Source organism: Halpernia sp. (assembly GCF_048269545.1).
GTDB lineage: Bacteria > Bacteroidota > Bacteroidia > Flavobacteriales > Weeksellaceae > Halpernia.
On record NZ_JBLXIJ010000006.1, the window covers coordinates 79,210 to 98,463 of the forward strand.

General features: G+C 33.1%; 33 protein-coding genes. 2 read left to right on the forward strand and 31 right to left on the reverse strand.

Annotated elements, in window-relative coordinates:
• Window positions 1–121: 121 nt before the first annotated feature.
• The 3 genes from ACN0WB_RS08645 to eno all read right to left on the reverse strand — a co-directional run bounded on the left by ACN0WB_RS08645 (window position 122) and on the right by eno (window position 2,692).
• Window positions 122–748, reverse strand: a complete 627-nt coding sequence (locus tag ACN0WB_RS08645) for an ATP-binding cassette domain-containing protein (protein WP_417430843.1) — start codon at window positions 746–748, stop codon at window positions 122–124.
• Window positions 749–796: 48 nt separating this feature from the next.
• Window positions 797–1,210: a hypothetical protein gene (locus tag ACN0WB_RS08650; RefSeq protein ID WP_417430845.1), complete on the reverse strand. Its 414-nt coding sequence runs from the start codon at window positions 1,208–1,210 to the stop codon at window positions 797–799.
• Window positions 1,211–1,399: 189 nt separating this feature from the next.
• Complete coding sequence (eno, locus tag ACN0WB_RS08655; protein ID WP_417430847.1) at window positions 1,400–2,692, reverse strand: phosphopyruvate hydratase; 1,293 nt, start codon at window positions 2,690–2,692, stop codon at window positions 1,400–1,402.
• Window positions 2,693–3,061: 369 nt separating this feature from the next.
• On the opposite strand from eno, the gene ACN0WB_RS08660 reads away from it, so the two are divergent.
• On the forward strand, window positions 3,062–4,384 hold the full coding sequence (locus ACN0WB_RS08660; RefSeq protein WP_417430849.1) for an MORN repeat-containing protein: 1,323 nt from the start codon (window positions 3,062–3,064) through the stop codon (window positions 4,382–4,384).
• Between the two features lie 204 nt (window positions 4,385–4,588).
• Complete coding sequence (locus ACN0WB_RS08665; protein WP_417430851.1) at window positions 4,589–4,948, forward strand: hypothetical protein; 360 nt, start codon at window positions 4,589–4,591, stop codon at window positions 4,946–4,948.
• Between the two features lie 180 nt (window positions 4,949–5,128).
• On the opposite strand, the gene rplQ is transcribed toward ACN0WB_RS08665, so the two are convergent.
• The 28 genes from rplQ to rplC all read right to left on the reverse strand — a co-directional run bounded on the left by rplQ (window position 5,129) and on the right by rplC (window position 19,143).
• Window positions 5,129–5,686, reverse strand: coding sequence for a 50S ribosomal protein L17 (gene rplQ, locus ACN0WB_RS08670; RefSeq protein ID WP_417430853.1), 558 nt, complete (start codon window positions 5,684–5,686; stop codon window positions 5,129–5,131).
• Window positions 5,687–5,692: 6 nt separating this feature from the next.
• Window positions 5,693–6,688 (reverse strand): DNA-directed RNA polymerase subunit alpha, encoded by a 996-nt coding sequence (locus ACN0WB_RS08675; RefSeq protein ID WP_417430855.1) that lies wholly within the window; start codon window positions 6,686–6,688, stop codon window positions 5,693–5,695.
• 28 nt (window positions 6,689–6,716) lie between these two features.
• On the reverse strand, window positions 6,717–7,325 hold the full coding sequence (gene rpsD, locus ACN0WB_RS08680; protein WP_417430857.1) for a 30S ribosomal protein S4: 609 nt from the start codon (window positions 7,323–7,325) through the stop codon (window positions 6,717–6,719).
• A gap of 95 nt (window positions 7,326–7,420) precedes the next feature.
• A complete protein-coding gene (gene rpsK / locus ACN0WB_RS08685) occupies window positions 7,421–7,810 on the reverse strand; it encodes a 30S ribosomal protein S11 (RefSeq protein ID WP_103912931.1) in 390 nt (129 codons plus the stop codon).
• Window positions 7,811–7,823: 13 nt separating this feature from the next.
• Window positions 7,824–8,201, reverse strand: coding sequence for a 30S ribosomal protein S13 (gene rpsM / locus ACN0WB_RS08690; RefSeq protein ID WP_417430859.1), 378 nt, complete (start codon window positions 8,199–8,201; stop codon window positions 7,824–7,826).
• A 3-nt stretch (window positions 8,202–8,204) separates the two neighbouring features.
• Window positions 8,205–8,321, reverse strand: a complete 117-nt coding sequence (gene rpmJ / locus ACN0WB_RS08695) for a 50S ribosomal protein L36 (protein ID WP_007839480.1) — start codon at window positions 8,319–8,321, stop codon at window positions 8,205–8,207.
• Window positions 8,322–8,457: 136 nt separating this feature from the next.
• Complete coding sequence (gene infA, locus ACN0WB_RS08700) at window positions 8,458–8,673, reverse strand: translation initiation factor IF-1 (RefSeq protein ID WP_090079658.1); 216 nt, start codon at window positions 8,671–8,673, stop codon at window positions 8,458–8,460.
• Window positions 8,674–10,056: a preprotein translocase subunit SecY gene (gene secY / locus ACN0WB_RS08705; RefSeq protein ID WP_417430862.1), complete on the reverse strand. Its 1,383-nt coding sequence runs from the start codon at window positions 10,054–10,056 to the stop codon at window positions 8,674–8,676. It abuts the gene before it with no gap.
• 55 nt (window positions 10,057–10,111) lie between these two features.
• Entirely contained in the window at window positions 10,112–10,558 is a 447-nt protein-coding gene (gene rplO / locus ACN0WB_RS08710) for a 50S ribosomal protein L15 (RefSeq protein ID WP_417430864.1), read from the reverse strand.
• Between the two features lie 76 nt (window positions 10,559–10,634).
• The gene (gene rpmD / locus ACN0WB_RS08715; RefSeq protein ID WP_417430866.1) at window positions 10,635–10,811 is read right to left on the reverse strand and encodes a 50S ribosomal protein L30; all 177 of its coding nucleotides are present in this window, start codon (window positions 10,809–10,811) and stop codon (window positions 10,635–10,637) included.
• A 10-nt stretch (window positions 10,812–10,821) separates the two neighbouring features.
• Window positions 10,822–11,343: a 30S ribosomal protein S5 gene (rpsE, locus tag ACN0WB_RS08720; protein ID WP_417430868.1), complete on the reverse strand. Its 522-nt coding sequence runs from the start codon at window positions 11,341–11,343 to the stop codon at window positions 10,822–10,824.
• Between the two features lie 12 nt (window positions 11,344–11,355).
• Complete coding sequence (rplR, locus tag ACN0WB_RS08725; RefSeq protein WP_417430870.1) at window positions 11,356–11,709, reverse strand: 50S ribosomal protein L18; 354 nt, start codon at window positions 11,707–11,709, stop codon at window positions 11,356–11,358.
• A gap of 11 nt (window positions 11,710–11,720) precedes the next feature.
• The gene (rplF, locus tag ACN0WB_RS08730; RefSeq protein WP_417430872.1) at window positions 11,721–12,266 is read right to left on the reverse strand and encodes a 50S ribosomal protein L6; all 546 of its coding nucleotides are present in this window, start codon (window positions 12,264–12,266) and stop codon (window positions 11,721–11,723) included.
• Window positions 12,267–12,283: 17 nt separating this feature from the next.
• Window positions 12,284–12,682 (reverse strand): 30S ribosomal protein S8, encoded by a 399-nt coding sequence (rpsH, locus tag ACN0WB_RS08735; RefSeq protein WP_417430874.1) that lies wholly within the window; start codon window positions 12,680–12,682, stop codon window positions 12,284–12,286.
• An 86-nt stretch (window positions 12,683–12,768) separates the two neighbouring features.
• Window positions 12,769–13,038 carry a 30S ribosomal protein S14 gene (rpsN, locus tag ACN0WB_RS08740; RefSeq protein ID WP_090079666.1) on the reverse strand — a complete coding sequence of 90 codons (270 nt, stop codon included), beginning with the start codon at window positions 13,036–13,038 and terminating at the stop codon, window positions 12,769–12,771.
• A 3-nt stretch (window positions 13,039–13,041) separates the two neighbouring features.
• Window positions 13,042–13,593, reverse strand: coding sequence for a 50S ribosomal protein L5 (rplE, locus tag ACN0WB_RS08745; RefSeq protein ID WP_417430876.1), 552 nt, complete (start codon window positions 13,591–13,593; stop codon window positions 13,042–13,044).
• An 11-nt stretch (window positions 13,594–13,604) separates the two neighbouring features.
• Complete coding sequence (gene rplX, locus ACN0WB_RS08750) at window positions 13,605–13,934, reverse strand: 50S ribosomal protein L24 (protein ID WP_417430878.1); 330 nt, start codon at window positions 13,932–13,934, stop codon at window positions 13,605–13,607.
• Window positions 13,935–13,952: 18 nt separating this feature from the next.
• Window positions 13,953–14,321, reverse strand: coding sequence for a 50S ribosomal protein L14 (gene rplN / locus ACN0WB_RS08755; protein WP_090079669.1), 369 nt, complete (start codon window positions 14,319–14,321; stop codon window positions 13,953–13,955).
• Window positions 14,321–14,578, reverse strand: a complete 258-nt coding sequence (gene rpsQ, locus ACN0WB_RS08760) for a 30S ribosomal protein S17 (protein WP_417430963.1) — start codon at window positions 14,576–14,578, stop codon at window positions 14,321–14,323. The genes rplN and rpsQ overlap by 1 nt, the downstream gene beginning before the upstream one ends.
• An 11-nt stretch (window positions 14,579–14,589) precedes the next feature.
• Complete coding sequence (gene rpmC, locus ACN0WB_RS08765; RefSeq protein ID WP_417430881.1) at window positions 14,590–14,778, reverse strand: 50S ribosomal protein L29; 189 nt, start codon at window positions 14,776–14,778, stop codon at window positions 14,590–14,592.
• Between the two features lie 12 nt (window positions 14,779–14,790).
• Window positions 14,791–15,216 carry a 50S ribosomal protein L16 gene (gene rplP, locus ACN0WB_RS08770; protein WP_417430883.1) on the reverse strand — a complete coding sequence of 142 codons (426 nt, stop codon included), beginning with the start codon at window positions 15,214–15,216 and terminating at the stop codon, window positions 14,791–14,793.
• 128 nt (window positions 15,217–15,344) lie between these two features.
• Window positions 15,345–16,073, reverse strand: coding sequence for a 30S ribosomal protein S3 (gene rpsC, locus ACN0WB_RS08775; protein ID WP_417430885.1), 729 nt, complete (start codon window positions 16,071–16,073; stop codon window positions 15,345–15,347).
• A 7-nt stretch (window positions 16,074–16,080) separates the two neighbouring features.
• Entirely contained in the window at window positions 16,081–16,485 is a 405-nt protein-coding gene (gene rplV / locus ACN0WB_RS08780) for a 50S ribosomal protein L22 (protein WP_417430887.1), read from the reverse strand.
• Window positions 16,485–16,763, reverse strand: coding sequence for a 30S ribosomal protein S19 (rpsS, locus tag ACN0WB_RS08785; protein ID WP_417430889.1), 279 nt, complete (start codon window positions 16,761–16,763; stop codon window positions 16,485–16,487). Before rpsS ends, rplV begins: the two co-directional genes overlap by 1 nt.
• A gap of 2 nt (window positions 16,764–16,765) precedes the next feature.
• A complete protein-coding gene (gene rplB, locus ACN0WB_RS08790) occupies window positions 16,766–17,587 on the reverse strand; it encodes a 50S ribosomal protein L2 (protein ID WP_417430891.1) in 822 nt (273 codons plus the stop codon).
• Between the two features lie 15 nt (window positions 17,588–17,602).
• Window positions 17,603–17,893 (reverse strand): 50S ribosomal protein L23, encoded by a 291-nt coding sequence (gene rplW / locus ACN0WB_RS08795; protein WP_417430893.1) that lies wholly within the window; start codon window positions 17,891–17,893, stop codon window positions 17,603–17,605.
• Between the two features lie 3 nt (window positions 17,894–17,896).
• Window positions 17,897–18,526 (reverse strand): 50S ribosomal protein L4, encoded by a 630-nt coding sequence (gene rplD / locus ACN0WB_RS08800; RefSeq protein WP_417430895.1) that lies wholly within the window; start codon window positions 18,524–18,526, stop codon window positions 17,897–17,899.
• Window positions 18,517–19,143: a 50S ribosomal protein L3 gene (gene rplC / locus ACN0WB_RS08805; protein WP_417430896.1), complete on the reverse strand. Its 627-nt coding sequence runs from the start codon at window positions 19,141–19,143 to the stop codon at window positions 18,517–18,519. The genes rplD and rplC overlap by 10 nt, the downstream gene beginning before the upstream one ends.
• Window positions 19,144–19,254 lie beyond the last annotated feature (111 nt).

Consider the following 19,254-nt stretch of genomic DNA (forward strand, 5'->3'; position numbering starts at 1 on the left):
GTGATGGAACTTTTCCGTCAATGGCCTATTACTTGAATTTAAGTACAAAAAATAAAATAGGCACAGAAAGAAAAAACTAACTATCAATGAAAATATTAGAGTTCGTATTTTTAATAAATTCTTAATTAGATGCAGAACGCTCATGAATCTTAATTTTACAATTATCAATTTCTAGAAAAGTGCTACAAATATTGTCCCTAAATGCAAAAGTGTGAGAAACTAAAACGATTGGCTTTTCTATTTGTATTAAAAAATTTTGCAAGAAAGAAATACTGTCCAGATCTAAATTCTCTGTTGGCTCATCTAATACCAAAAGACTATATTTTTTTATGGATAATATTGAAATTAACAATACCTTTGTTTTATTGCCTTCTGAAAGTTGGTTGATCTTTTTATTGACTTCAACAAAATTTAATCCTTTACATATTTTTTCTACAGTTTCAAAGTCATAATTCCTCCTAAATATTTGCAAGTTCTCCATCAAGCTTAACTCATTGAGAACATTAAGTTCCTTGCTATAATACAGAACATTTTTCAATTTATCTTTTATTTGGATATTGTTGCCAATAATCTCACCCATTATAATCCTTAGTAGTGTTGTTTTACCCGTCCCATTTGCACCGCTTACTGAATATTTAACCTTATTGTTTATCTCCAAATTTACATCATCAAAAATTTTTCGGTTATTATAAAAGAATTTATCAATTTTTATATTCATTTCTGCATAAAATAAAGTAATGGTTTGCAACTTATTGCAAACCATTAGTTGATGTGTTTTTTAATTTGATCCTGGTCCTTACTCTTCTGATATTGCTAATTCGTGCGCTGCACACTCTGCATAGCAACCTACTACGCCAAAATTTGTTGGTTTATCTGAACACTGGTTTGATTTTGTACAGGCAAGATAAGTCTTTAAACTTCTAGCATTTCGCTTCATAATTTCCAATTTCGAATTTGAAATGTTATTCGAAACATATATGTAACTGATTCTATTTGATAAATTGAAGCCGATCTTAAAAATTAAATTATTACCATTTTCGCCCTTTTCAATTATGGTTTTTTCGGTCGTTCCAATTTCGTGTAAATTATACACTTCCACAAAATTCAAATCCGCACTGCTTTTTAGTGGAGGAATTCCCAGATTGTAATTAGCTGCACAAACTGGAGTTGCACAGAGAAATAGTACAACCAAAAATAATAGTTTTTTCATTTTTTGAAATTTTAAAAATTAATGTAATATTTCTTACAGACATTTTCTCTTACGCGTCAGATAGAATGTTTAGTAATTGGAATAAAATTAAAATTAAAATTATGCAACACTTTATTTTAAAAATAAAAAAAAGTTATCCACAGTGACTATTAAAAGTAATAGAATGTAATTTTGATGACACTCTATCAATTAGCGTTTTATTTTAAATGCATCAAGTCCTGGAAAAATTGCAGTGTCGCCCAACGCTTCTTCAATTCTTAAAAGTTGGTTGTATTTTGCCATACGATCTGAACGTGAAGCTGAACCCGTTTTTATTTGTCCACAATTCATCGCCACAGCTAAATCGGCAATTGTAGAATCTTCAGTTTCACCAGAACGGTGAGACATTACTGTTGTGTATTTGTTATTTTGCGCCATCTGAACAGCGGCCATCGTTTCCGATAAAGTTCCGATTTGGTTTACTTTAATTAAGATAGAATTGGCTGTTTCAGTTTTAATTCCTTTAGTTAAAATTTCAGTATTTGTCACAAATAAATCATCACCAACGATTTGAACAGTTTTTCCTAATTTTTCTGTTAAAAGTTTCCAGCCTTCCCAATCATTTTCATCCATTCCGTCTTCAATAGAAATAATGGGATATTTTGAGGCCAATTCCGCTAAATAATCTACCTGTTCTTCACGCGTTCTAACCGCGCCATTTTCACCTTCAAATTTTCTGTAATCGTATTTTCCATCAACATAAAATTCTGAAGAAGCGGCATCTAAAGCAAACATAATATCGTCTCCTGCTTTATAACCCGCATTTGTGATTGCTTGTGTTAAAGTATCGAGCGCATCTTCTGTACCATCAAACGTTGGTGCAAAACCACCTTCATCACCAACTGCAGTTGATAAACCTCTCTTCTTCAATATTGATTTTAATTCGTGAAAAATTTCTGTTCCTTTTTGTAGAGCGTGAGAAAAAGAATCTGCTTTTACAGGCATTATCATAAATTCCTGAAACGCAATCGGCGCATCTGAATGAGAACCGCCATTTATTACATTCATCATTGGAACAGGAAGTGTGTTTGCATTTACGCCGCCGATATATTTGTACAAAGGAATTTTTAAATCTAAAGCTGCCGCTTTTGCAACCGCCAAAGACACACCAAGAATTGCATTTGCACCAAGATTGGCTTTATTAGGTGTTCCATCTAATTCAATCATTAACATATCGATGTAATTTTGCTCGAAAACAGAAATACCAATAATTTCTGGTGCAATAACTTCTTTTACATTTTCTACTGCTTTCAGCACACCTTTTCCACCAAATTCCTTTCCATTATCTCGTAATTCTACAGCTTCATGTTCGCCAGTAGAAGCACCAGAAGGAACTGCAGCTCTTCCCATAGAACCATTTTCTGTATGAACATCTACTTCTATTGTAGGATTTCCTCGGGAATCTAAAATTTGTCGGGCTTCAATGTAAGAAATGTAACTCATGGTTTTATTTTGTTTTTTAAATATATTAATAATTAAACGACAGCAAATTTACGTAATATTTGGGGAAAATGAAAAAATTGATATTTTGTATTTTTTTGTATTTATGGTCCGCATTATTTTAACCTTATAAGTTTGTTTATTCAATTTTGAAAAGTTGTTTAAATTCAAAAGTTTTGTCATTAGCCAAAAAAAATTTTTCTAAATTTACATTCTAACAATTATATGAAATTATTTAGTGTTTTTCTTGAAATTCATTAATTTTACATAATAATAAGGACCAGATTGAGCAAATACATTAATAAATTTGCAAACCAATCTTTTTGACTTAAAGTAACATGATTTTAGCATTTAAAATATAAAAAAATATAAATGAGACAGATTTTTAATTTAAAAAAATGCTTGCTGTTTCTAAGTTTGTTTCTAGTATGTCTTCAGATTAGTGGACAATTGGGAGAAAAAGACCAAAACGGGATGACTTATGGTGAGCGCGATATGGCAAAAACTGCAGCCCAAACTGCAAAAGGAAATACACCTTATTCGCCGAGGGGAGTAGATAAAAACGCTGTGGAAAAGTATGTGAATGCCAATAAACAAAACCGCCCAGAAACTCCTGCCGAAAGATTGGCAAAATATAATGCAGAGAAAACACGCGATAATAATTATCTTAATGAAGTAAAAGCCGCAGAAAAAGACGCCGCTCCATTTCTAAATATATCAGCTGAAGATTTTATTGATAAAAATTCTGGCTTCTGTAAAGGAGACTGTGAAAACGGAAAAGGCAGTCTGACTTTGCCCCATGGTGAGGTATTTGTTGGTCTTTTTTTGAATGGAAAAGCCAATGGTAGAGGACAGATTAATAAGGATGCAAAAAATGCTGTAGTAAGTTTCTACAAAAACGGTCTTCGAGAAGGAAAAGCGGCAATATATAGTTCAGAAGGGGTTTTGCGTCTAAGTTATGTGAAAAACAAGGCTTTCGGTCCCGCAGAATTTCAGTTCAGTAACGGAGATAAAAGAAATTATAATTACAATAATGGTGTTGTAAATGGTGTTTCTTTTTACACCTTCGCCAATTCAAATGATTACGTAAAAGATCTTTATTTATTGGGTAAAAAACTAACAACTTTCCAAGCAAAAAAAGGTTCAAATATGTATCCTTCGGAAACGATGAAAAATGCAGCCTGGGTTTGGGATGAAACTTTACAGGCAAAAAAAACATTTTTTGAATCTACAGCTTTTTATAGTGGAGAGCATAACAATTTAGGAAGAAAACATGGGCAAGGTATTTATGCATGGGACAGTGGAAGATTTTACATAGGACAATGGAAAAGAGGAAATATGGACGGATTTGGCCAAATGGTATATCCCAATGGCGATTATTATGAAGGAGAGTTCAACAACGATAAAAAGAATGGAAAAGGAATAACTTATTATGTAAACGGTTTAAAATACGAAGGAGAATATAAAGATGATAAAATGGACGGCAAAGGAAAAATCATTTTTCCGAATGGAAAGTATTACACAGCTAAATTTGTGAAAGATAAAATGGAAGGTGAAGCTAACCTGATTCTTCCTGACGGATCACACGCCTTCATTTTTTATGAAAACGATAAACAAACTGGTGGTAAATATTTTAATGCAAATGGAAAAGAAATCAATAAAAGTGAATTCACAATAATTGAAGATAATTTTTAATATTACAAAGGTGTTTTTTTGCGCTTTCATAAATCAATTGCCAAACATTTACTTAAAGTCTTAAGCAAATCCTTTTTTTAATTTCTTTAAAGCGTAAACAAATCCAATAATCTTGCAATTCCATTTGACATAAGATTTTATTAAATTGAATTGAAATTTAAAATTAAAATTAAAGTTCTTAACTTTAACAATAAATAAAATATTATGAAAAACACCGTTGTAATAACCGCCATTTTGGGTTTAAGTTTAATGGCTTGCAAAAAAGAAAATACAGCCAATACTAAAAATGTAACTTCTAATATCAATTCATTAAAAATGGATGAAAGTAAGAGTTTCACTTATCTCGCAACTAATTCTGAACGTGCCAATTTAAGTTTCCAAAATGAAGGAAATGATCACAGAATAACTATAAAAGCAAACAATATGAAGTATGTTCTGGATAAAAAAGATGCAGATTCCGCATCTATGGTATTTGAAAGAAATGGTGTAGTTGCAAAATTGACGAAAGATTCTTTAATTATTACTCAAGATGACAAAGTAATTCCTTTGGTGAGAACAAATTAAAAAAAATTGAATTCTTGGTTTATTACTTCATCAGTTCTTGCCACATAAAAGAGGCTTCTGGCGGAATTATCAAAAGCAGAATTAAACATTAATATGTAATTAAATATTAAATAAATTAACAAAAAATCCGTCACATTAAATAATGAGACGGATTTTATATTTAAAAAAGCTTTTAGAAATTTATTCTGCTGTTTTTTCTTCTGTTGTATCTGCAGCTTCCACAGTTGGTTCTTCAACTACTGCATCAGTTACAGTTTCTTCAGCTTTAGCTTCTACTTTTGCATCTGCAATTGTTGCAATTGGTTGAGCTTTTTTAGCTTTAGAAGCACTTCTACTTCTTCTAGTAGTTTTCTTCTCCGCTTCGTTTGGATTATAGATATCGTTGAAATCTACCAATTCTATCATCGCCATATCTGCCGCATCACCTAATCTGAAACCAGTTTTAATGATTCTTGTGTAACCTCCTGGTCTTTCAGCAATTTTGGGAGCAATTGTTCTGAACAATTCAGTAACTGCTTCTTTGCTTTGAAGATAAGAGAAAACTGTACGTCTATTGTGAGTAGAATCTTCTTTAGATTTCGTTAGAATTGGTTCTACAAAAACTCTTAGCGCTTTTGCTTTCGCAACCGTTGTATTAATTCTTTTATGCTCAATAAGAGAACAAGCCATGTTAGAAAGCATCGCGCTTCTGTGAGATGTAGTTCTTCCTAAATGATTAAATTTTTTACCGTGTCTCATTATAATTTATTTATCTGCGTCTAATTTATATTTCGCCACATCAAAGCCAAAGTTTAGCCCTTTTGCGTGCACTAATTCTTCTAGTTCTGTCAGAGATTTTTTACCAAAATTTCTGAATTTCATCAAATCAGACTTACTGTAAGAAACAAGTTCTCCAAGAGTTTCTACTTCTGCCGCTTTCAAACAATTTAGTGCTCTTACGGAAAGATCCATATCTGCTAATTTTGATTTTAAAAGTTGACGTGTGTGAAGTGTTTCTTCGTCATACTGAATGGAGGCTTTCACTGCTTCTGTTTCCAAAGTAATTCTCTCATCGGAGAATAACATGAAATGATAAATTAATATTTTAGAAGCTTCAGTTAATGCATTTTGAGGAGAGATTGAACCGTCTGTCTCAATATCCAAAATCAGTTTTTCGTAGTCTGTTTTTTGCTCTACACGATAGTTTTCAACAGTGTATTGTACTTTTTTGATTGGCGTAAAGATAGAATCTATTGCAATTGTACCAAGAGGTGCATTTGCAGATTTGTTTTGTTCTGAAGGAACGTAACCTCTACCTTTTTCTATATTAAAAGTAATTTCAAAAGTAACTGCTTTAGTTAGATTACAAATAACCAATTCGGGGTTTAAAACTTCAAAACCGTTTATTGAACTACCTAAATCACCTGCTGTAATTACTTCTTTACCAGAAAGTTTTACAGAAACTTGTTCTGCAGAAGCGCCTTCAGATTTTGCTTTAAGTCTTAGTTGTTTAAGGTTTAAAACTATTTCTGTAACGTCTTCTATAACACCTTTAATTGTTGAAAATTCGTGCTCTACACCTTCTATTTTGATAGAAGAAATAGCATATCCTTCAAGAGAAGAAAGTAAAACTCTTCTCAATGCATTACCGATGGTAAGACCAAAACCAGATTCAAGGGGTCTGAATTCAAACTGTCCTTTAAAATCATCAGATTTTATTAGTATTACTTTGTCGGGTTTTATAAATGTTAAAATTGCCATATAATTGGGTTGAGCAAAAATTTGATTATTATTTAGAGTAAAGTTCGACGATCAACTGTTCTTTGATGTCTTCAGGAATCTGAATTCTTTCAGGCGCTGAAGTAAAAGTACCAGTTTTAGTTTCGTCATTGAACTGTAACCACTCATAATTAGATTTATAAGCTAAAGAATCTGCGATTACTTCAAGAGATTTAGATTTCTCTCTTACGGCAATCTGATCGCCTGCTTTTAAAATGTAAGAAGGAATGTTTACTAATTCACCATTCACAGTTATGTGACGGTGAGAAACAAGTTGTCTTGCTCCGGCTCTACTTTTAGCAAAACCTAGTCTGAAAACCACGTTATCTAGACGAGACTCACAAAGTTGAAGTAAAACTTCACCTGTAATTCCTTTACTACTATGTGCTTTTACGAATAAATTAGAAAATTGTCTTTCTAAAATACCATAAGTATATTTTGCTTTTTGCTTTTCCATTAACTGGATTGCGTACTCAGATTTTTTAGCTCCTCTTCTTCTGTTCGGGCCGTGTTGTCCGGGTGGTTGGTTTTTTCTTTTTTCGAAGCTTTTATCGTCTCCGTAAATTGCAGCGCCAAATTTACGTGCAATTTTAGTTTTTGGTCCTATATATCTTGCCATATTGTTTAAGATTTGAGATTTTGAGATTTGAGATCTGAAATTTTAAAACATTATAATTTTAATTTTCAAACTTTCAAATTTTCAAATTCTAATAATTATACTCTTCTTCTTTTTGGAGGTCTACATCCGTTGTGCGGCATTGGCGTAACGTCAATGATTTCGCTTACTTCAATTCCTGAATTGTGAATGGTTCTGATGGCAGATTCTCTACCTGCACCCGGACCTTTTACAAAAACCTTTACTCTACGAAGACCCAAATCGTGGGCAACTTGTGAGCAATTTTCTGCAGCCATTTGCGCTGCGAAGGGAGTATTCTTTTTAGAACCTCTAAATCCCATTTTACCAGCAGAAGCCCAAGAAATAACTTCTCCTGCTTTGTTGGTTAAAGAAATAATAATATTATTGAAGGTCGCTTGGATATGAGCCTCGCCGATTGCTTCAACTTTTACTTTTCTCTTTTTTGTTACTTTAGTCTGTTTTGCCATAATTCTTTACCGATTATTTACTTGCTTTCTTTTTGTTAGCAACAGTTTTTCGTTTTCCTTTTCGGGTTCTAGAATTATTTTTAGTTCTTTGTCCTCTTAAAGGTAATCCAAGTCTGTGACGTATTCCTCGTTGGCAACCAATGTCCATCAATCGCTTGATGTTCAATTGTGTTTCAGAACGCAATTCACCTTCCACTTTAATGTTTTCGGTAATGTAGTTTCTGATTAATGCCAATTCATCGTCATTCCATTCGTTGACTTTCTTGTCTTCGCTGATTCCAGCGTTTTTCAAGATTTGTGCAGCTGTGCTTCTTCCTACTCCGAAGATATAAGTAAGCCCAATTACTCCTCTTTTGTTTTTTGGTAAATCAATACCTGAAATTCTCGCCATAATTTAGCCTTGTCTTTGTTTAAATTTTGGGTTTTTCTTGTTGATCACGAAAAGCACACCTTTACGGCGAACGATTTTGCAATCAGCACTTCTTTTTTTGATAGATGCTCTAACTTTCATTTGTTTTTGTTTAATTTTCCAACGGTTAAATGCTCACTTTCGTTTACATTCCCTATCGTTTAAATATTTAAATGAAAAGTAAAATCCGATGATTTCACTTTATTTCTTATCATATTAATTTCAACTTCTTCTGAAATTAATATCTGAATGTAATTCTACCTTTAGATAAATCATAGGGAGACAGTTCTAACCGAACTTTATCTCCAGGTAAAAGTTTAATATAATGCATTCTCATTTTGCCAGAAATATGGGCTATTAAAATATGTCCATTTTCTAGTTCCACACGAAATTGTGCGTTTGAAAGTGCTTCGGTAATTAAACCGTCTTGTTCTATATGTTTCTGTTTAGCCATTTATATATTATTAGACGTTCTTGATAATTTTGATTGCATCAAGCCGTCATAATGGTGATTTAATAGATAAGTATTGATTTGTTGTACTGTATCTAAAACCACTCCTACCATAATCAAAAGTGAGGTCCCACCAAAGAAAAGAGCGAATCTATCCGTTGAAACAAGTGAACCATGTACTATTGCGGGAAGGATTGCAAAAATAGCTAAAAAAATTGAACCAGGCAAGGTAATTTTCGACAAAATATCATCAAGGTAATCTGAGGTTTCTTTCCCAGGTCTTACCTTTGGAACTAATCCACCATTTCTCTTTAAATCATCTGACATTTGATTAACAGGGATTGTAATTGCTGTATAAAAAAATGTAAATACAATAATTAATAAAGCAAATAAAACATTATATTGCCAAGAGAATACATCTTTAAATCCTGCTAAAAAAGCATTAGAAGAATCAACGCCTGTTAAAAGACCTGGAACAAACATTAAAGCTTGTGCAAAAATAATTGGCATTACACCTGCTGCATTTACCTTTAATGGAATCCATTGTCTTGCACCTTGCATTAAATTTTTATTGACACCGCCTCTTGCTTGTGCTCTACTCACATATTGAATTGGAATTTTTCTTACTGCTACTGATAATATTATTGCTAATAAAATCACAACTAGCCAGAATAAAACTTCTATTAAAATCATAATTGCACCAGAACCTCCTGTACCAGTTTTAGTAGTAAATTCTTGAATAAAAGCTGATGGTAAATCTGCTAAAATTCCTACCATAATTAAGATTGAAATACCGTTTCCAATACCTTTATCGGTAATTTTTTCTCCTAACCACATTGCAAATACGGAACCTGCAACGAGAATTACGATACTTGGCAGCCAAAACATAACTGAATTTGGATCTACAAAATAAGCAGAACCGAACTGATTGTAAGGTAAAAATACATTAGTAATACTTGTAAGATAAGAAGGTGCTTGTACAAGACAAACTCCAATTGTTAACCATCTTGTAATTTGGTTTAAAGTATTTCTGCCACTTTCGCCGTCTTTTTGTAATTTCTGTAGGTAAGGAATAGCCATTCCCATCAACTGCACAATAATAGAGGCAGAAATGTAGGGCATAATTCCTAATGCCATTACAGACGCTCTACTAAATGCACCACCGGTAAAAGAGGAAAGCAAACCTAAAAGACCAGCTCCTTGTTTGCTTCCACCTTGACTTTGATATTTTTCTAAAAGATCACCTACTTCTGCCATATTAATGGCAGGTAAAGAAATAAAAGATGCGAATCTATACACTAAAATCAATGATAAAGTAATAAGAATTTTATCTCTTAATTCTTTAAGACTCCAGATATTTTTAAGGGTTTGTATAAATTCTTTCATTTGATATTTGTCTGTTTTTTAGGACAAATGTAATCTTTCGATTTCATTGTAAATTTTATAGAGTAATTGCTTTTCCTCCAGCTTTAGCGATAGCTTCTTCGGCAGATTTTGTGAATTTGTGTGCAGAAATTGAAACACCAGTTTTCAATTCTCCTCTTCCCATAATCTTTAAGATTTCACTTTTTTTAGCTAACCCGTTTTGAACTAATACTTCTTGTGTAATTTCAGTGATATTTTTGGTATCGGCTAAAATTTGAAGTGTATCAATATTAATTGCTCTGTATTCTTTTCTATTGATGTTGGTAAAACCAAATTTTGGTAATCTTCTTTGAAGTGGCATTTGTCCACCTTCAAAACCAATTTTTCTAGAATATCCAGATCTGGATTTTTGACCTTTATGTCCTTTTGCAGAAGTACCACCTTTGCCACTTCCTTGTCCACGACCCAATCTTTTAGAGTTGTGCGTTGCACCACTTGCAGGTCTTATACTATTTAAATTCATTGTTCTTAGGTTTTAGATTTTAGATTTTAAATTTTAGATTTACATCTAAAAAATATCTAAAATTTATAATTTAAAATTATTTAACTACTTCTACAAGATGGTTAATTGCAGCAACCATTCCTAGAACAGCTGGAGAATCATCGTGTTCTACCACTTGATTAAGTTTTTTTAATCCTAATGCTTCAAGCGTTCTCTTTTGAGTTTTGGTTCTACCAATAGCGCTTCTTACTTGTTTTACTTTAATTTTTGCCATTGTTTTAATATTAACCGTTAAACACTTTATCTAATGAAATACCTCTCATTCTAGCAATTTCCTCTGGCTTTCTTACTTCTAATAATGCTTTGAAAGTTGCTTTCACTACATTATGTGGGTTAGAAGATCCTTTAGATTTTGAAAGTATATCTTTAATACCTGCACTTTCTACAACGATACGAACTACACCACCTGCTATTACACCGGTACCTGCAGAAGCTGGTCTTAAGAAAATATCTGCACCACCATATCTTGCTGAAGTTTGGTGAGGTATTGTATTATTAATTACAGGAACTTTTACTAAATTTTTCTTTGCATCGTCCACCGCTTTAGAAATTGCAGAAGCTACTTCTTTAGATTTTCCCAAACCAAAACCAATGATACCATCATTATTACCTACAACTACGATAGCTGAAAAACCGAATGCTCTACCTCCTTTTGTTACTTTCGTAACTCTATTTACGGAAACCAAACGATCTGCTAATTCTAAGCCTCCTGGTTTTACTCTTTCTATATTGTCAAATCCTAACATAATTCTTTAATTTTAAAATTTCAAACCACCTTCTCTTGCACCGTCTGCTAAAGCTTTTACTCTACCGTGATACACGAAACCATTTCTATCAAACACTATATTTTCTATACCTGCAGCTTTTGCTTTTTCAGCAATTTTTTTACCAACAGCGGCAGAAATTTCCGTTTTTGTTCCTTTAGAATCTACACCTTTCTCACGAGAAGAAGCTGATGCTAAAGTTTTACCATCAAAGTCATCTACTAACTGAGCGTAGATTTCTTTATTACTTTTATAAACAGACAATCTTGGTAATGCAGCAGATCCAGAAATCTTACCTCTTACTCTATTTTTTATTCTGTTTCTTTTTTGGGTTTTTGTTAATGCCATTTCTTTAAATTTTATGCAGATTTACCGGCTTTTCTTCTTACGTTTTCTCCTACGAATCTCACGCCTTTTCCTTTGTATGGTTCTGGTTTTCTGAAAGATCTAATCTTTGCAGCAACCATTCCTAAAAGTTGTTTATCATAAGAATTTAAAGTAATGATCGGGTTTTTCCCTTTTTCAGTCAAAGTATCTACACTTACTTCCGATGGAAGATTAAGAATAATACCGTGTGAGAAGCCTAAAGACAAATCTAATCTGTTTCCTTGATGAGATGCTCTATAACCTACACCTACTAATTCTAATTGTTTTGTGAAACCAGTTGAAGTTCCTACAATCATATTATGAATTAACGCTCTATAAAGACCGTGTAATGCTTTGTGTGATTTAGATTCAGAAGGACGGTTTATTGTAATGACGCCATCTTTTTGATCTAAAGTAATACCTTCCGTAAGAGTCTGTGTAAGTTCTCCTTTGGGACCTTTAACTGTTACTACGTTATCTTTAACGTTAACTGTAACACCGGCAGGAATTTCTATAATGGATTTACCAATTCTTGACATTTCTTCCTTTTTTACAATTAATAAACATAGCAAATTACTTCACCACCTACTTTTTCTTTACGAGCAGTTTTATCTGTCATTAACCCTTTTGAAGTTGAGATAATTGCTACTCCAAGTCCGTTCAATACTCTTGGAAGTTCTTCTGAACCTTTGTATTGTCTTAAACCTGGTCTAGAAGCTCTTTGTATAGATTTGATAGCCGGTTTATTAGTTTGCTTGTCATATTTAAGAGCGATTTTGATAGTCCCTTGAACTGCGTTATCCTCAAACTTATAGTTTAAGATATAACCTTGATCAAATAGGATTTTCGTAATCTCCTTTTTAATATTTGATGCAGGAATTTCCACCACTTTGTGGCCTGCGCTTTGTGCGTTCCTTACTCTTGTTAGGAAATCTGAAATTGGATCTGTTACCATTTCTTCATTTTAAATTATTGGTTTATGATGAGCAGTATTTAGTAGAATATTTCTCTAAACTTTCTCACCTCGATTTTTCTAAATTATTACCAACTGGCTTTTTTCACTCCAGGAATTAGACCTTTATTGGCCATTTCTCTAAATGTTACTCTAGATAAGCCGAAAGTCCTCATATATCCTCTTGGTCTTCCAGTTAATTTACATCTGTTATGTAATCTTACTGGTGAAGCATCTTTTGGTAATTTTTGAAGTCCTTCAAAATCACCTGCAGCTTTTAGAGCTTTTCTCTTTTCAGCGTATTTTGCTACTGTAGCTTCTCTTTTGCGCTCACGCGCTTTCATTGATTCTTTTGCCATTTCTTAGTTCTTTTTAAAAGGTAATCCGAAATGAGCAAGTAAAGATTTTGCTTCTTTATCGGTTTTAGCTGAAGTTACAAAAGTAATATCCATCCCTTGGATTTTCTTTACTTTATCTATTGCAATCTCTGGGAAAATGATTTGTTCTGTAATACCAAGATTATAATTTCCTCTACCATCAAAACCATCTGCTTTGATACCAGAAAAATCTCTAATACGAGGTAGTGCAGAAGATGTTAATCTATCTAAAAACTCATACATTTTATCTGCTCTGAGTGTTACTCTTGCACCAACTGGCATTCCTTTTCTTAATTTAAATGCTGCTTCATCTTTCTTAGAAATAGTTCCTACGGCTTTTTGACCCGTAATTTGCGTCATTTCTTCTACTGCATAATCAACAATTTTCTTGTCTGCAGTCGCTTCTCCTAAACCTTGAGAAAGACAAATTTTCACTAATTTAGGCACTTCCATAATAGATTTGTACCCAAATTCTTCCATCATTGCAGGAACGATTTTCTCTTTATAGTTTAGCTTTGGTCTTGCTATATATTCCATCTTCTTAATTATTATAACGTGTTACCAGATGATTTTGAAATTCTAACTTTCTTGTCACCCTCCATTTTGTAACCTACTTTAGTTCCTTTTTTAGTTTTTGGATCTATAAGCATTACATTAGAGATGTGTACTGAAGCTTCTTTCTCTACAATACCGCCTTGAGGATTTCCTGCAGATGGTTTTGTGTGTCTTTTCACGATATTTAAACCGGCAACAATTACTCTTGCGTCTTTGTTTTCTTTTCTGATCACTTCGATAACTTCACCTGTTTTACCTTTGATTTCTTTTCTTCCAGTAGTGATGATTACGTTATCTCCTCTTTTGATTTTTAACTTTGTCATTTTTTTTTAATTTAAAATTTATAAAACCTCAGGGGCTAATGAAATGATCTTCATATATTCTTTATCACGTAATTCTCTGGCCACTGGACCAAATACACGCGTTCCTCTCATTTCTCCTGTAGTATTAAGAAGTACACAAGCATTATCATCAAATTTAATGTAAGACCCGTCTTTTCTTCTAACCGCTTTTTTAGTTCGGATAACTACGGCTTTAGAAACCTGTCCTTTTTTTGCAGTTCCTGATGGTGAAGAATCTTTAATTGTTACTACAATTTTGTCACCTACGGAAGCATATCTTCTTCTGGTACCTCCCAGAACTCTGATTACTAATACTTCTTTTGCACCAGTATTATCTGCTACTTTTAATCTTGATTCTGTCTGTAACATTATTTAGCTTTTTCAATGATTCTTACTAATCTCCATCTTTTACTTTTACTCAAAGGTCTTGTTTCGATTATCTCTACTGTATCTCCTTCGTTGCACTCATTATTTTCATCATGAGCTGTATATTTTTTCGTTTTCAAAACGAACTTTCCATACATTGGATGCTTTACTCTAGTTGTTTCACTAACAACAATGGTCTTTTCCATTTTATTGCTGGAAACTACTCCGATTCTTTCTTTTCTTAAATTTCTATCCATGATAAAATGAAATTCTATTGTTGTTTGTTTGTTAACTCAGTTTCTAGTCTCGCGATTGTTCTTCTCAAATCTTTAATTTGAATAGGATTTTCAATAGGGCTGATTGAATGTGATAGTTTTAATTTATTAAAATCTACTTTTAATTCAGCTAATTTGTTTTGAATATCACCTGCGCTCAAATTTTTGATGTCAGCTTTTTTCATTTCTAATTAAGATTATTGAGGTTTAACAAAATCATTCGCTACTACAAATCTTGTAGTTACAGGAAGTTTCTGAGCAGCAAGACGCAATGCTTCTTTTGCTATATCATAAGGAACTCCTCCTACTTCGAACATTATTTTACCAGGTTTCACTACAGATACCCAATATTCCACAGCACCTTTACCTTTCCCCATACGAACTTCGGCTGGTTTTTTTGTAATTGGCTTGTCTGGAAATATTTTGATCCAAAGTTGACCTTCTCTTTTCATATATCTTGTCGCAGCAATACGTGCAGCTTCAATTTGTCTTGCAGTAATCCAAGCTCCTTCATTCGCTTTAATACCGAAAGTTCCATAAGCAAGTTGATTTCCTCTTTGGGCAATCCCCTTCATCTTCATCTTATGAACTTTTCGGAACTTGGTTCTTTTTGGTTGTAACATAATTTAAATTTTAGATTAATTTACTCACGAATTCAAATCTTAAATTTGATTTGGTGAATGCTTCTCATTTTAGATTTTAGATTTTAAAAAAGTAACGGTCATTTAAAATGTTTTTCTAAAATTTTGAATTATTTTCTATCTCTAGATGGTCTTCTATTATCTCTATCTCCACGATTTCCTCCTGTAGATGGTCCTTTTTTCTGTTGACCAACTAATGGTGTAAGATCTCTCTTACCATAAACCTCACCTTTCATAATCCATACTTTTACACCAAGTTTACCATAAGTAGTATTGGCTTCAGCAATGTGATAATCGATATCTGCTCTAAATGTAGACAAAGGAATTCTACCTTCTTTAAAGTTTTCAGATCTTGCCATTTCTGCTCCGTTTAATCTTCCAGAAATTTGCACTTTTATACCTTCTGCACCCATTCTCATAGTAGATGCAATTGACATTTTAACAGCTCTTCTGTAAGAAATTCTGTTTTCAATTTGTTTTGCAATACTATCAGCAACTAAAACTGCATCCAGTTCTGGTCTTTTAATTTCAAAAATATTAATTTGAATATCTTTCCCAGTTAATTTCTTTAATTCCTCTTTCAATTTATCTACTTCAGAGCCACCTTTCCCGATAATTAAACCAGGTCTTGCAGTGGTAATAGTAACTGTAACAAGTTTTAAAGTTCTTTCTATATAAATTTTAGAAATTCCACCTTTAGACAATCTTGCTTCAAGGTATCTTCTGATTTTATAATCTTCTGCAATTCTATCTCCATAATCGTTCCCACCATACCAGTTAGAATCCCATCCTTTGATGATTCCTAATCTATTACCAATTGGATTTGTTTTCTGTCCCATACCTTGATTATTGATTTACTGTTTTATTACCTAAAATTAAGGTAATGTGGTTAGATCTTTTTCTGATTCTGTGTCCTCTTCCTTGTGGTGCAGGGCGTAATCTTTTTAATTGTCTTGCGCTATCTACCATAATTTCTTTTACGATAAGATTTGCTGCTTCAATATCCTGACCTTCATTTTTCAATTGCCAATTAGCCATTGCAGAAAGTAAAACTTTTTCTAATTTCTCAGAAGCCGCTTTTTTGGAAAATTTAAGAATAGATAAAGCTTTATCTACTTCTACTCCTCTGATTATATCTGCAACTAAACGCATTTTTCTTGGAGAAGAAGGGCAATCATTATATAACGATTTTGCCACATCCTGATTTGCTATTTTACGTGCTAATGCACTTTCTCTTTTTCTTGATCCCATTATCTGCTTCCTTTATTTTTGTTACCACCGTGACCTCTAAAAGATCTTGTAGGTGAGAATTCTCCTAATTTGTGACCAACCATGTTTTCAGTTACATAAACTGGGATAAAAGATTTCCCATTGTGAACTGCAAAAGTTTGTCCTACAAAGTCTGGAGAAATCATAGACGCTCGAGACCAAGTTTTTATAACTGTCTTTTTATTAGACTCTATATTTGCTGCGACCTTATTTACTAATGTATAGTGAATGAATGGTCCTTTTTTAAGTGATCTAGACATAATTATTTTCTTTTAGATAAGATGTAACGGTTAGACGCTTTATTTTTGGTTCTCGTTTTGTAACCTTTTGCAGGCATTCCGTTTCTTGATCTTGGATGTCCACCAGAAGATTTACCTTCACCACCACCCATTGGGTGATCTACCGGATTCATTACTACTGGTCTTGTTCTTGGTCTTCTTCCTAACCATCTACTTCTACCAGCTTTACCCGAAACAGTAAGCATATGATCATGATTTGATATAGAACCAATCATAGCGATACATTCTACTAAAATCATTCTAGATTCACCAGAAGGCAATTTTACGATGGCATACTTTCCATCTCTGGAAGTAAGTTGTGCGGATGAACCTGCACTTCTCGCCATAATTGCACCTTGTCCTGGTTTTAATTCGATACAAGAAATTGTTGTTCCCAAAGGAATATTTTTCAATTTCATTGCGTTCCCCACTTCTGGTTCTGCACTTTCACTTGAAACCACTTTTTGATCTACTTTAATACCATGCGGAGCGATAATATATCTTTTCTCTCCATCTGTATATTCTAATAAAGCGATAAATGCAGTTCTGTTTGGATCATACTCTACAGATTTTACCGTTGCTTCAACATCAAATTTATTTCTCTTGAAGTCGATAATTCTGTATTTCTTTTTATGTCCACCGCCGGTGTAACGCATGGTCATTTTACCAGTGTTGTTACGACCACCTGATTTACTGATACCAACGGTAAGAGATTTCTCTGGTTTGTTGGTAGTAATTTCATCAAAGTTGTTTACAACTCTGAATCTCTGTCCCGGGGTGATAGGTTTTAATTTTCTAACAGACATTACTATTGTTATTTATTAATTAGTTGCAAAAATATCAATCACTTCGCCACTTGCGAGAGAAACAATTGCTTTTTTCAATTTGTTGGTTTTCCCAACCTGAAGTCCTTTTTTGGTTTGTTTCGCAGAAACTTTAGGCGCATAAATCATGGTTCTTACGTCTGCTACTTTTACACCGTACATTGCTTCTACCGCATTTCTTACTTGGATTTTATTCGCTTTTGGATTTACCAAAAAAGAATAAGCACCTCTTAAATCTTGCAAATAGTTCGCTTTTTCCGAAATAATTGGTTTAATGATAATAGACATGATTTATTTCTTTAAGTTTTCTTGAAATTTCTCTATAGCACCTTCTAAAAAGATTACTTCACCTGCATGAACGATATCGTAAGAACTAATCTCATTATAATTCATTACTTTCGTTTTAGGTAAATTTCTAGAAGATAAATACACGTTTTTATTAGCTTCAGGAAGAATAAATAATGCTTTTTTACCTGTCAATTCCAAAGCTGATAACAACTTGATGAAATCTTTGGTTTTTGGTGCATCAAAAGATAAATCTTCTAAAACTGTAATACTGTTTTCTCTCATTTTCTGAGAAAGAACTGATTTTTTCGCTAATCTTTTTAACGCTTTATTCAGTTTAAATCTATAATCTCTTGGTTTTGGTCCGAAAATTCGGCCACCACCTCTAAAAACTGGAGATTTTATATCACCGTATCTTGCAGATCCGGATCCTTTTTGTTTTTTCAACTTTTTAGTTGATCCAACTATTTCACTTCTCTCTTTAGACTTGTGAGTCCCTTGTCTTTGTGCAGCAAGATATTGCTTCACTTCTAAGTAAACCGCGTGTTGGTTTGGTTCAATACCGAAAACAGTATCATCAAACGTTACTTTTCTTCCGGTTTCTTTTCCTGATGTATTTAATACTACTAATTCCATTTTCTAATAATTACATAAGAATTTTTTGCTCCCGGAATCGCACCTTTTACTACTAAAAGATTCTGCTCTTCATCTACTTTTAACACTTGAAGATTTTGAACGGTAACCTGATTACCTCCCATTCTTCCTGCCATTCTCATTCCTTTAAATACTCTTGAAGGATCGGAACCTGCACCGATAGAACCTGGAGCTCTTAATCTGTTGTGCTGTCCGTGAGTGGCTTGCATTACACCTCCAAAGTTGTGTCTTTTCACAACACCTTGGAAACCTTTTCCTTTTGAAGTTCCTGTAACATCTACATATTCACCTGCGGCAAATAAATTTACTTTCACTTCATCTCCTACTTTTAAATCGTCAACGAATTCATTATAGAATTCTACCAACTTTGCTTTAGGAGTAGAACCAGCCTTTTTAAAATGGCCAATTAACGCTTTTCCAACGTTCTTTTCACTCTTGTCATCGAAACCAAGTTGAGCAGCTTTGTACCCATCTTTTTCTATGGTTCTGACCTGTAAAACCGAGCAAGGACCTGCTTGAATAACGGTACACGGCATATTTTTGCCGTTTTCGTCAAACAGAGAAGTCATCCCGATTTTTTTTCCAATAATACCTGACATTATTTATATATATCTATTTATATTCTGGTTTTCTCATTAAGTTTCCGTGATTTCTACGTTTGAAATAGGCACACTTTTTCCTTAAATTGAGTGTGCAAATGTATGAAGAAA

Excerpts from the sequence above, each read along its gene's own strand:
- ACN0WB_RS08650 (WP_417430845.1), bottom strand. The coding sequence starts at position 1,210 with ATGAAAAAACTATTATTTTTGGTTGTACTATTTCTCTGTGCAACTCCA.
- eno (WP_417430847.1), bottom strand. The coding sequence starts at position 2,692 with ATGAGTTACATTTCTTACATTGAAGCCCGACAAATTTTAGATTCCCGA.
- ACN0WB_RS08660 (WP_417430849.1), top strand. The coding sequence starts at position 3,062 with ATGAGACAGATTTTTAATTTAAAAAAATGCTTGCTGTTTCTAAGTTTG.
- ACN0WB_RS08665 (WP_417430851.1), top strand. The coding sequence starts at position 4,589 with ATGAAAAACACCGTTGTAATAACCGCCATTTTGGGTTTAAGTTTAATG.
- rplQ (WP_417430853.1), bottom strand. The coding sequence starts at position 5,686 with ATGAGACACGGTAAAAAATTTAATCATTTAGGAAGAACTACATCTCAC.
- ACN0WB_RS08675 (WP_417430855.1), bottom strand. The coding sequence starts at position 6,688 with ATGGCAATTTTAACATTTATAAAACCCGACAAAGTAATACTAATAAAA.
- rpsD (WP_417430857.1), bottom strand. The coding sequence starts at position 7,325 with ATGGCAAGATATATAGGACCAAAAACTAAAATTGCACGTAAATTTGGC.
- rpsK (WP_103912931.1), bottom strand. The coding sequence starts at position 7,810 with ATGGCAAAACAGACTAAAGTAACAAAAAAGAGAAAAGTAAAAGTTGAA.
- rpsM (WP_417430859.1), bottom strand. The coding sequence starts at position 8,201 with ATGGCGAGAATTTCAGGTATTGATTTACCAAAAAACAAAAGAGGAGTA.
- rpmJ (WP_007839480.1), bottom strand. The coding sequence starts at position 8,321 with ATGAAAGTTAGAGCATCTATCAAAAAAAGAAGTGCTGATTGCAAAATC.
- infA (WP_090079658.1), bottom strand. The coding sequence starts at position 8,673 with ATGGCTAAACAGAAACATATAGAACAAGACGGTTTAATTACCGAAGCA.
- secY (WP_417430862.1), bottom strand. The coding sequence starts at position 10,056 with ATGAAAGAATTTATACAAACCCTTAAAAATATCTGGAGTCTTAAAGAA.
- rplO (WP_417430864.1), bottom strand. The coding sequence starts at position 10,558 with ATGAATTTAAATAGTATAAGACCTGCAAGTGGTGCAACGCACAACTCT.
- rpmD (WP_417430866.1), bottom strand. The coding sequence starts at position 10,811 with ATGGCAAAAATTAAAGTAAAACAAGTAAGAAGCGCTATTGGTAGAACC.
- rpsE (WP_417430868.1), bottom strand. The coding sequence starts at position 11,343 with ATGTTAGGATTTGACAATATAGAAAGAGTAAAACCAGGAGGCTTAGAA.
- rplR (WP_417430870.1), bottom strand. The coding sequence starts at position 11,709 with ATGGCATTAACAAAAACCCAAAAAAGAAACAGAATAAAAAATAGAGTA.
- rplF (WP_417430872.1), bottom strand. The coding sequence starts at position 12,266 with ATGTCAAGAATTGGTAAATCCATTATAGAAATTCCTGCCGGTGTTACA.
- rpsH (WP_417430874.1), bottom strand. The coding sequence starts at position 12,682 with ATGGTAACAGATCCAATTTCAGATTTCCTAACAAGAGTAAGGAACGCA.
- rpsN (WP_090079666.1), bottom strand. The coding sequence starts at position 13,038 with ATGGCAAAAGAATCAATGAAAGCGCGTGAGCGCAAAAGAGAAGCTACA.
- rplE (WP_417430876.1), bottom strand. The coding sequence starts at position 13,593 with ATGGAATATATAGCAAGACCAAAGCTAAACTATAAAGAGAAAATCGTT.
- rplX (WP_417430878.1), bottom strand. The coding sequence starts at position 13,934 with ATGACAAAGTTAAAAATCAAAAGAGGAGATAACGTAATCATCACTACT.
- rplN (WP_090079669.1), bottom strand. The coding sequence starts at position 14,321 with ATGTTACAGACAGAATCAAGATTAAAAGTAGCAGATAATACTGGTGCA.
- rpmC (WP_417430881.1), bottom strand. The coding sequence starts at position 14,778 with ATGAAAAAAGCTGACATCAAAAATTTGAGCGCAGGTGATATTCAAAAC.
- rplP (WP_417430883.1), bottom strand. The coding sequence starts at position 15,216 with ATGTTACAACCAAAAAGAACCAAGTTCCGAAAAGTTCATAAGATGAAG.
- rpsC (WP_417430885.1), bottom strand. The coding sequence starts at position 16,073 with ATGGGACAGAAAACAAATCCAATTGGTAATAGATTAGGAATCATCAAA.
- rplV (WP_417430887.1), bottom strand. The coding sequence starts at position 16,485 with ATGGGATCAAGAAAAAGAGAAAGTGCATTAGCACGTAAAATAGCAAAT.
- rpsS (WP_417430889.1), bottom strand. The coding sequence starts at position 16,763 with ATGTCTAGATCACTTAAAAAAGGACCATTCATTCACTATACATTAGTA.
- rplB (WP_417430891.1), bottom strand. The coding sequence starts at position 17,587 with ATGTCTGTTAGAAAATTAAAACCTATCACCCCGGGACAGAGATTCAGA.
- rplW (WP_417430893.1), bottom strand. The coding sequence starts at position 17,893 with ATGTCTATTATCATTAAACCAATTATTTCGGAAAAAGCGAACTATTTG.
- rplD (WP_417430895.1), bottom strand. The coding sequence starts at position 18,526 with ATGGAATTAGTAGTATTAAATACATCAGGAAAAGAAACCGGAAGAAAA.
- rplC (WP_417430896.1), bottom strand. The coding sequence starts at position 19,143 with ATGTCAGGTATTATTGGAAAAAAAATCGGGATGACTTCTCTGTTTGAC.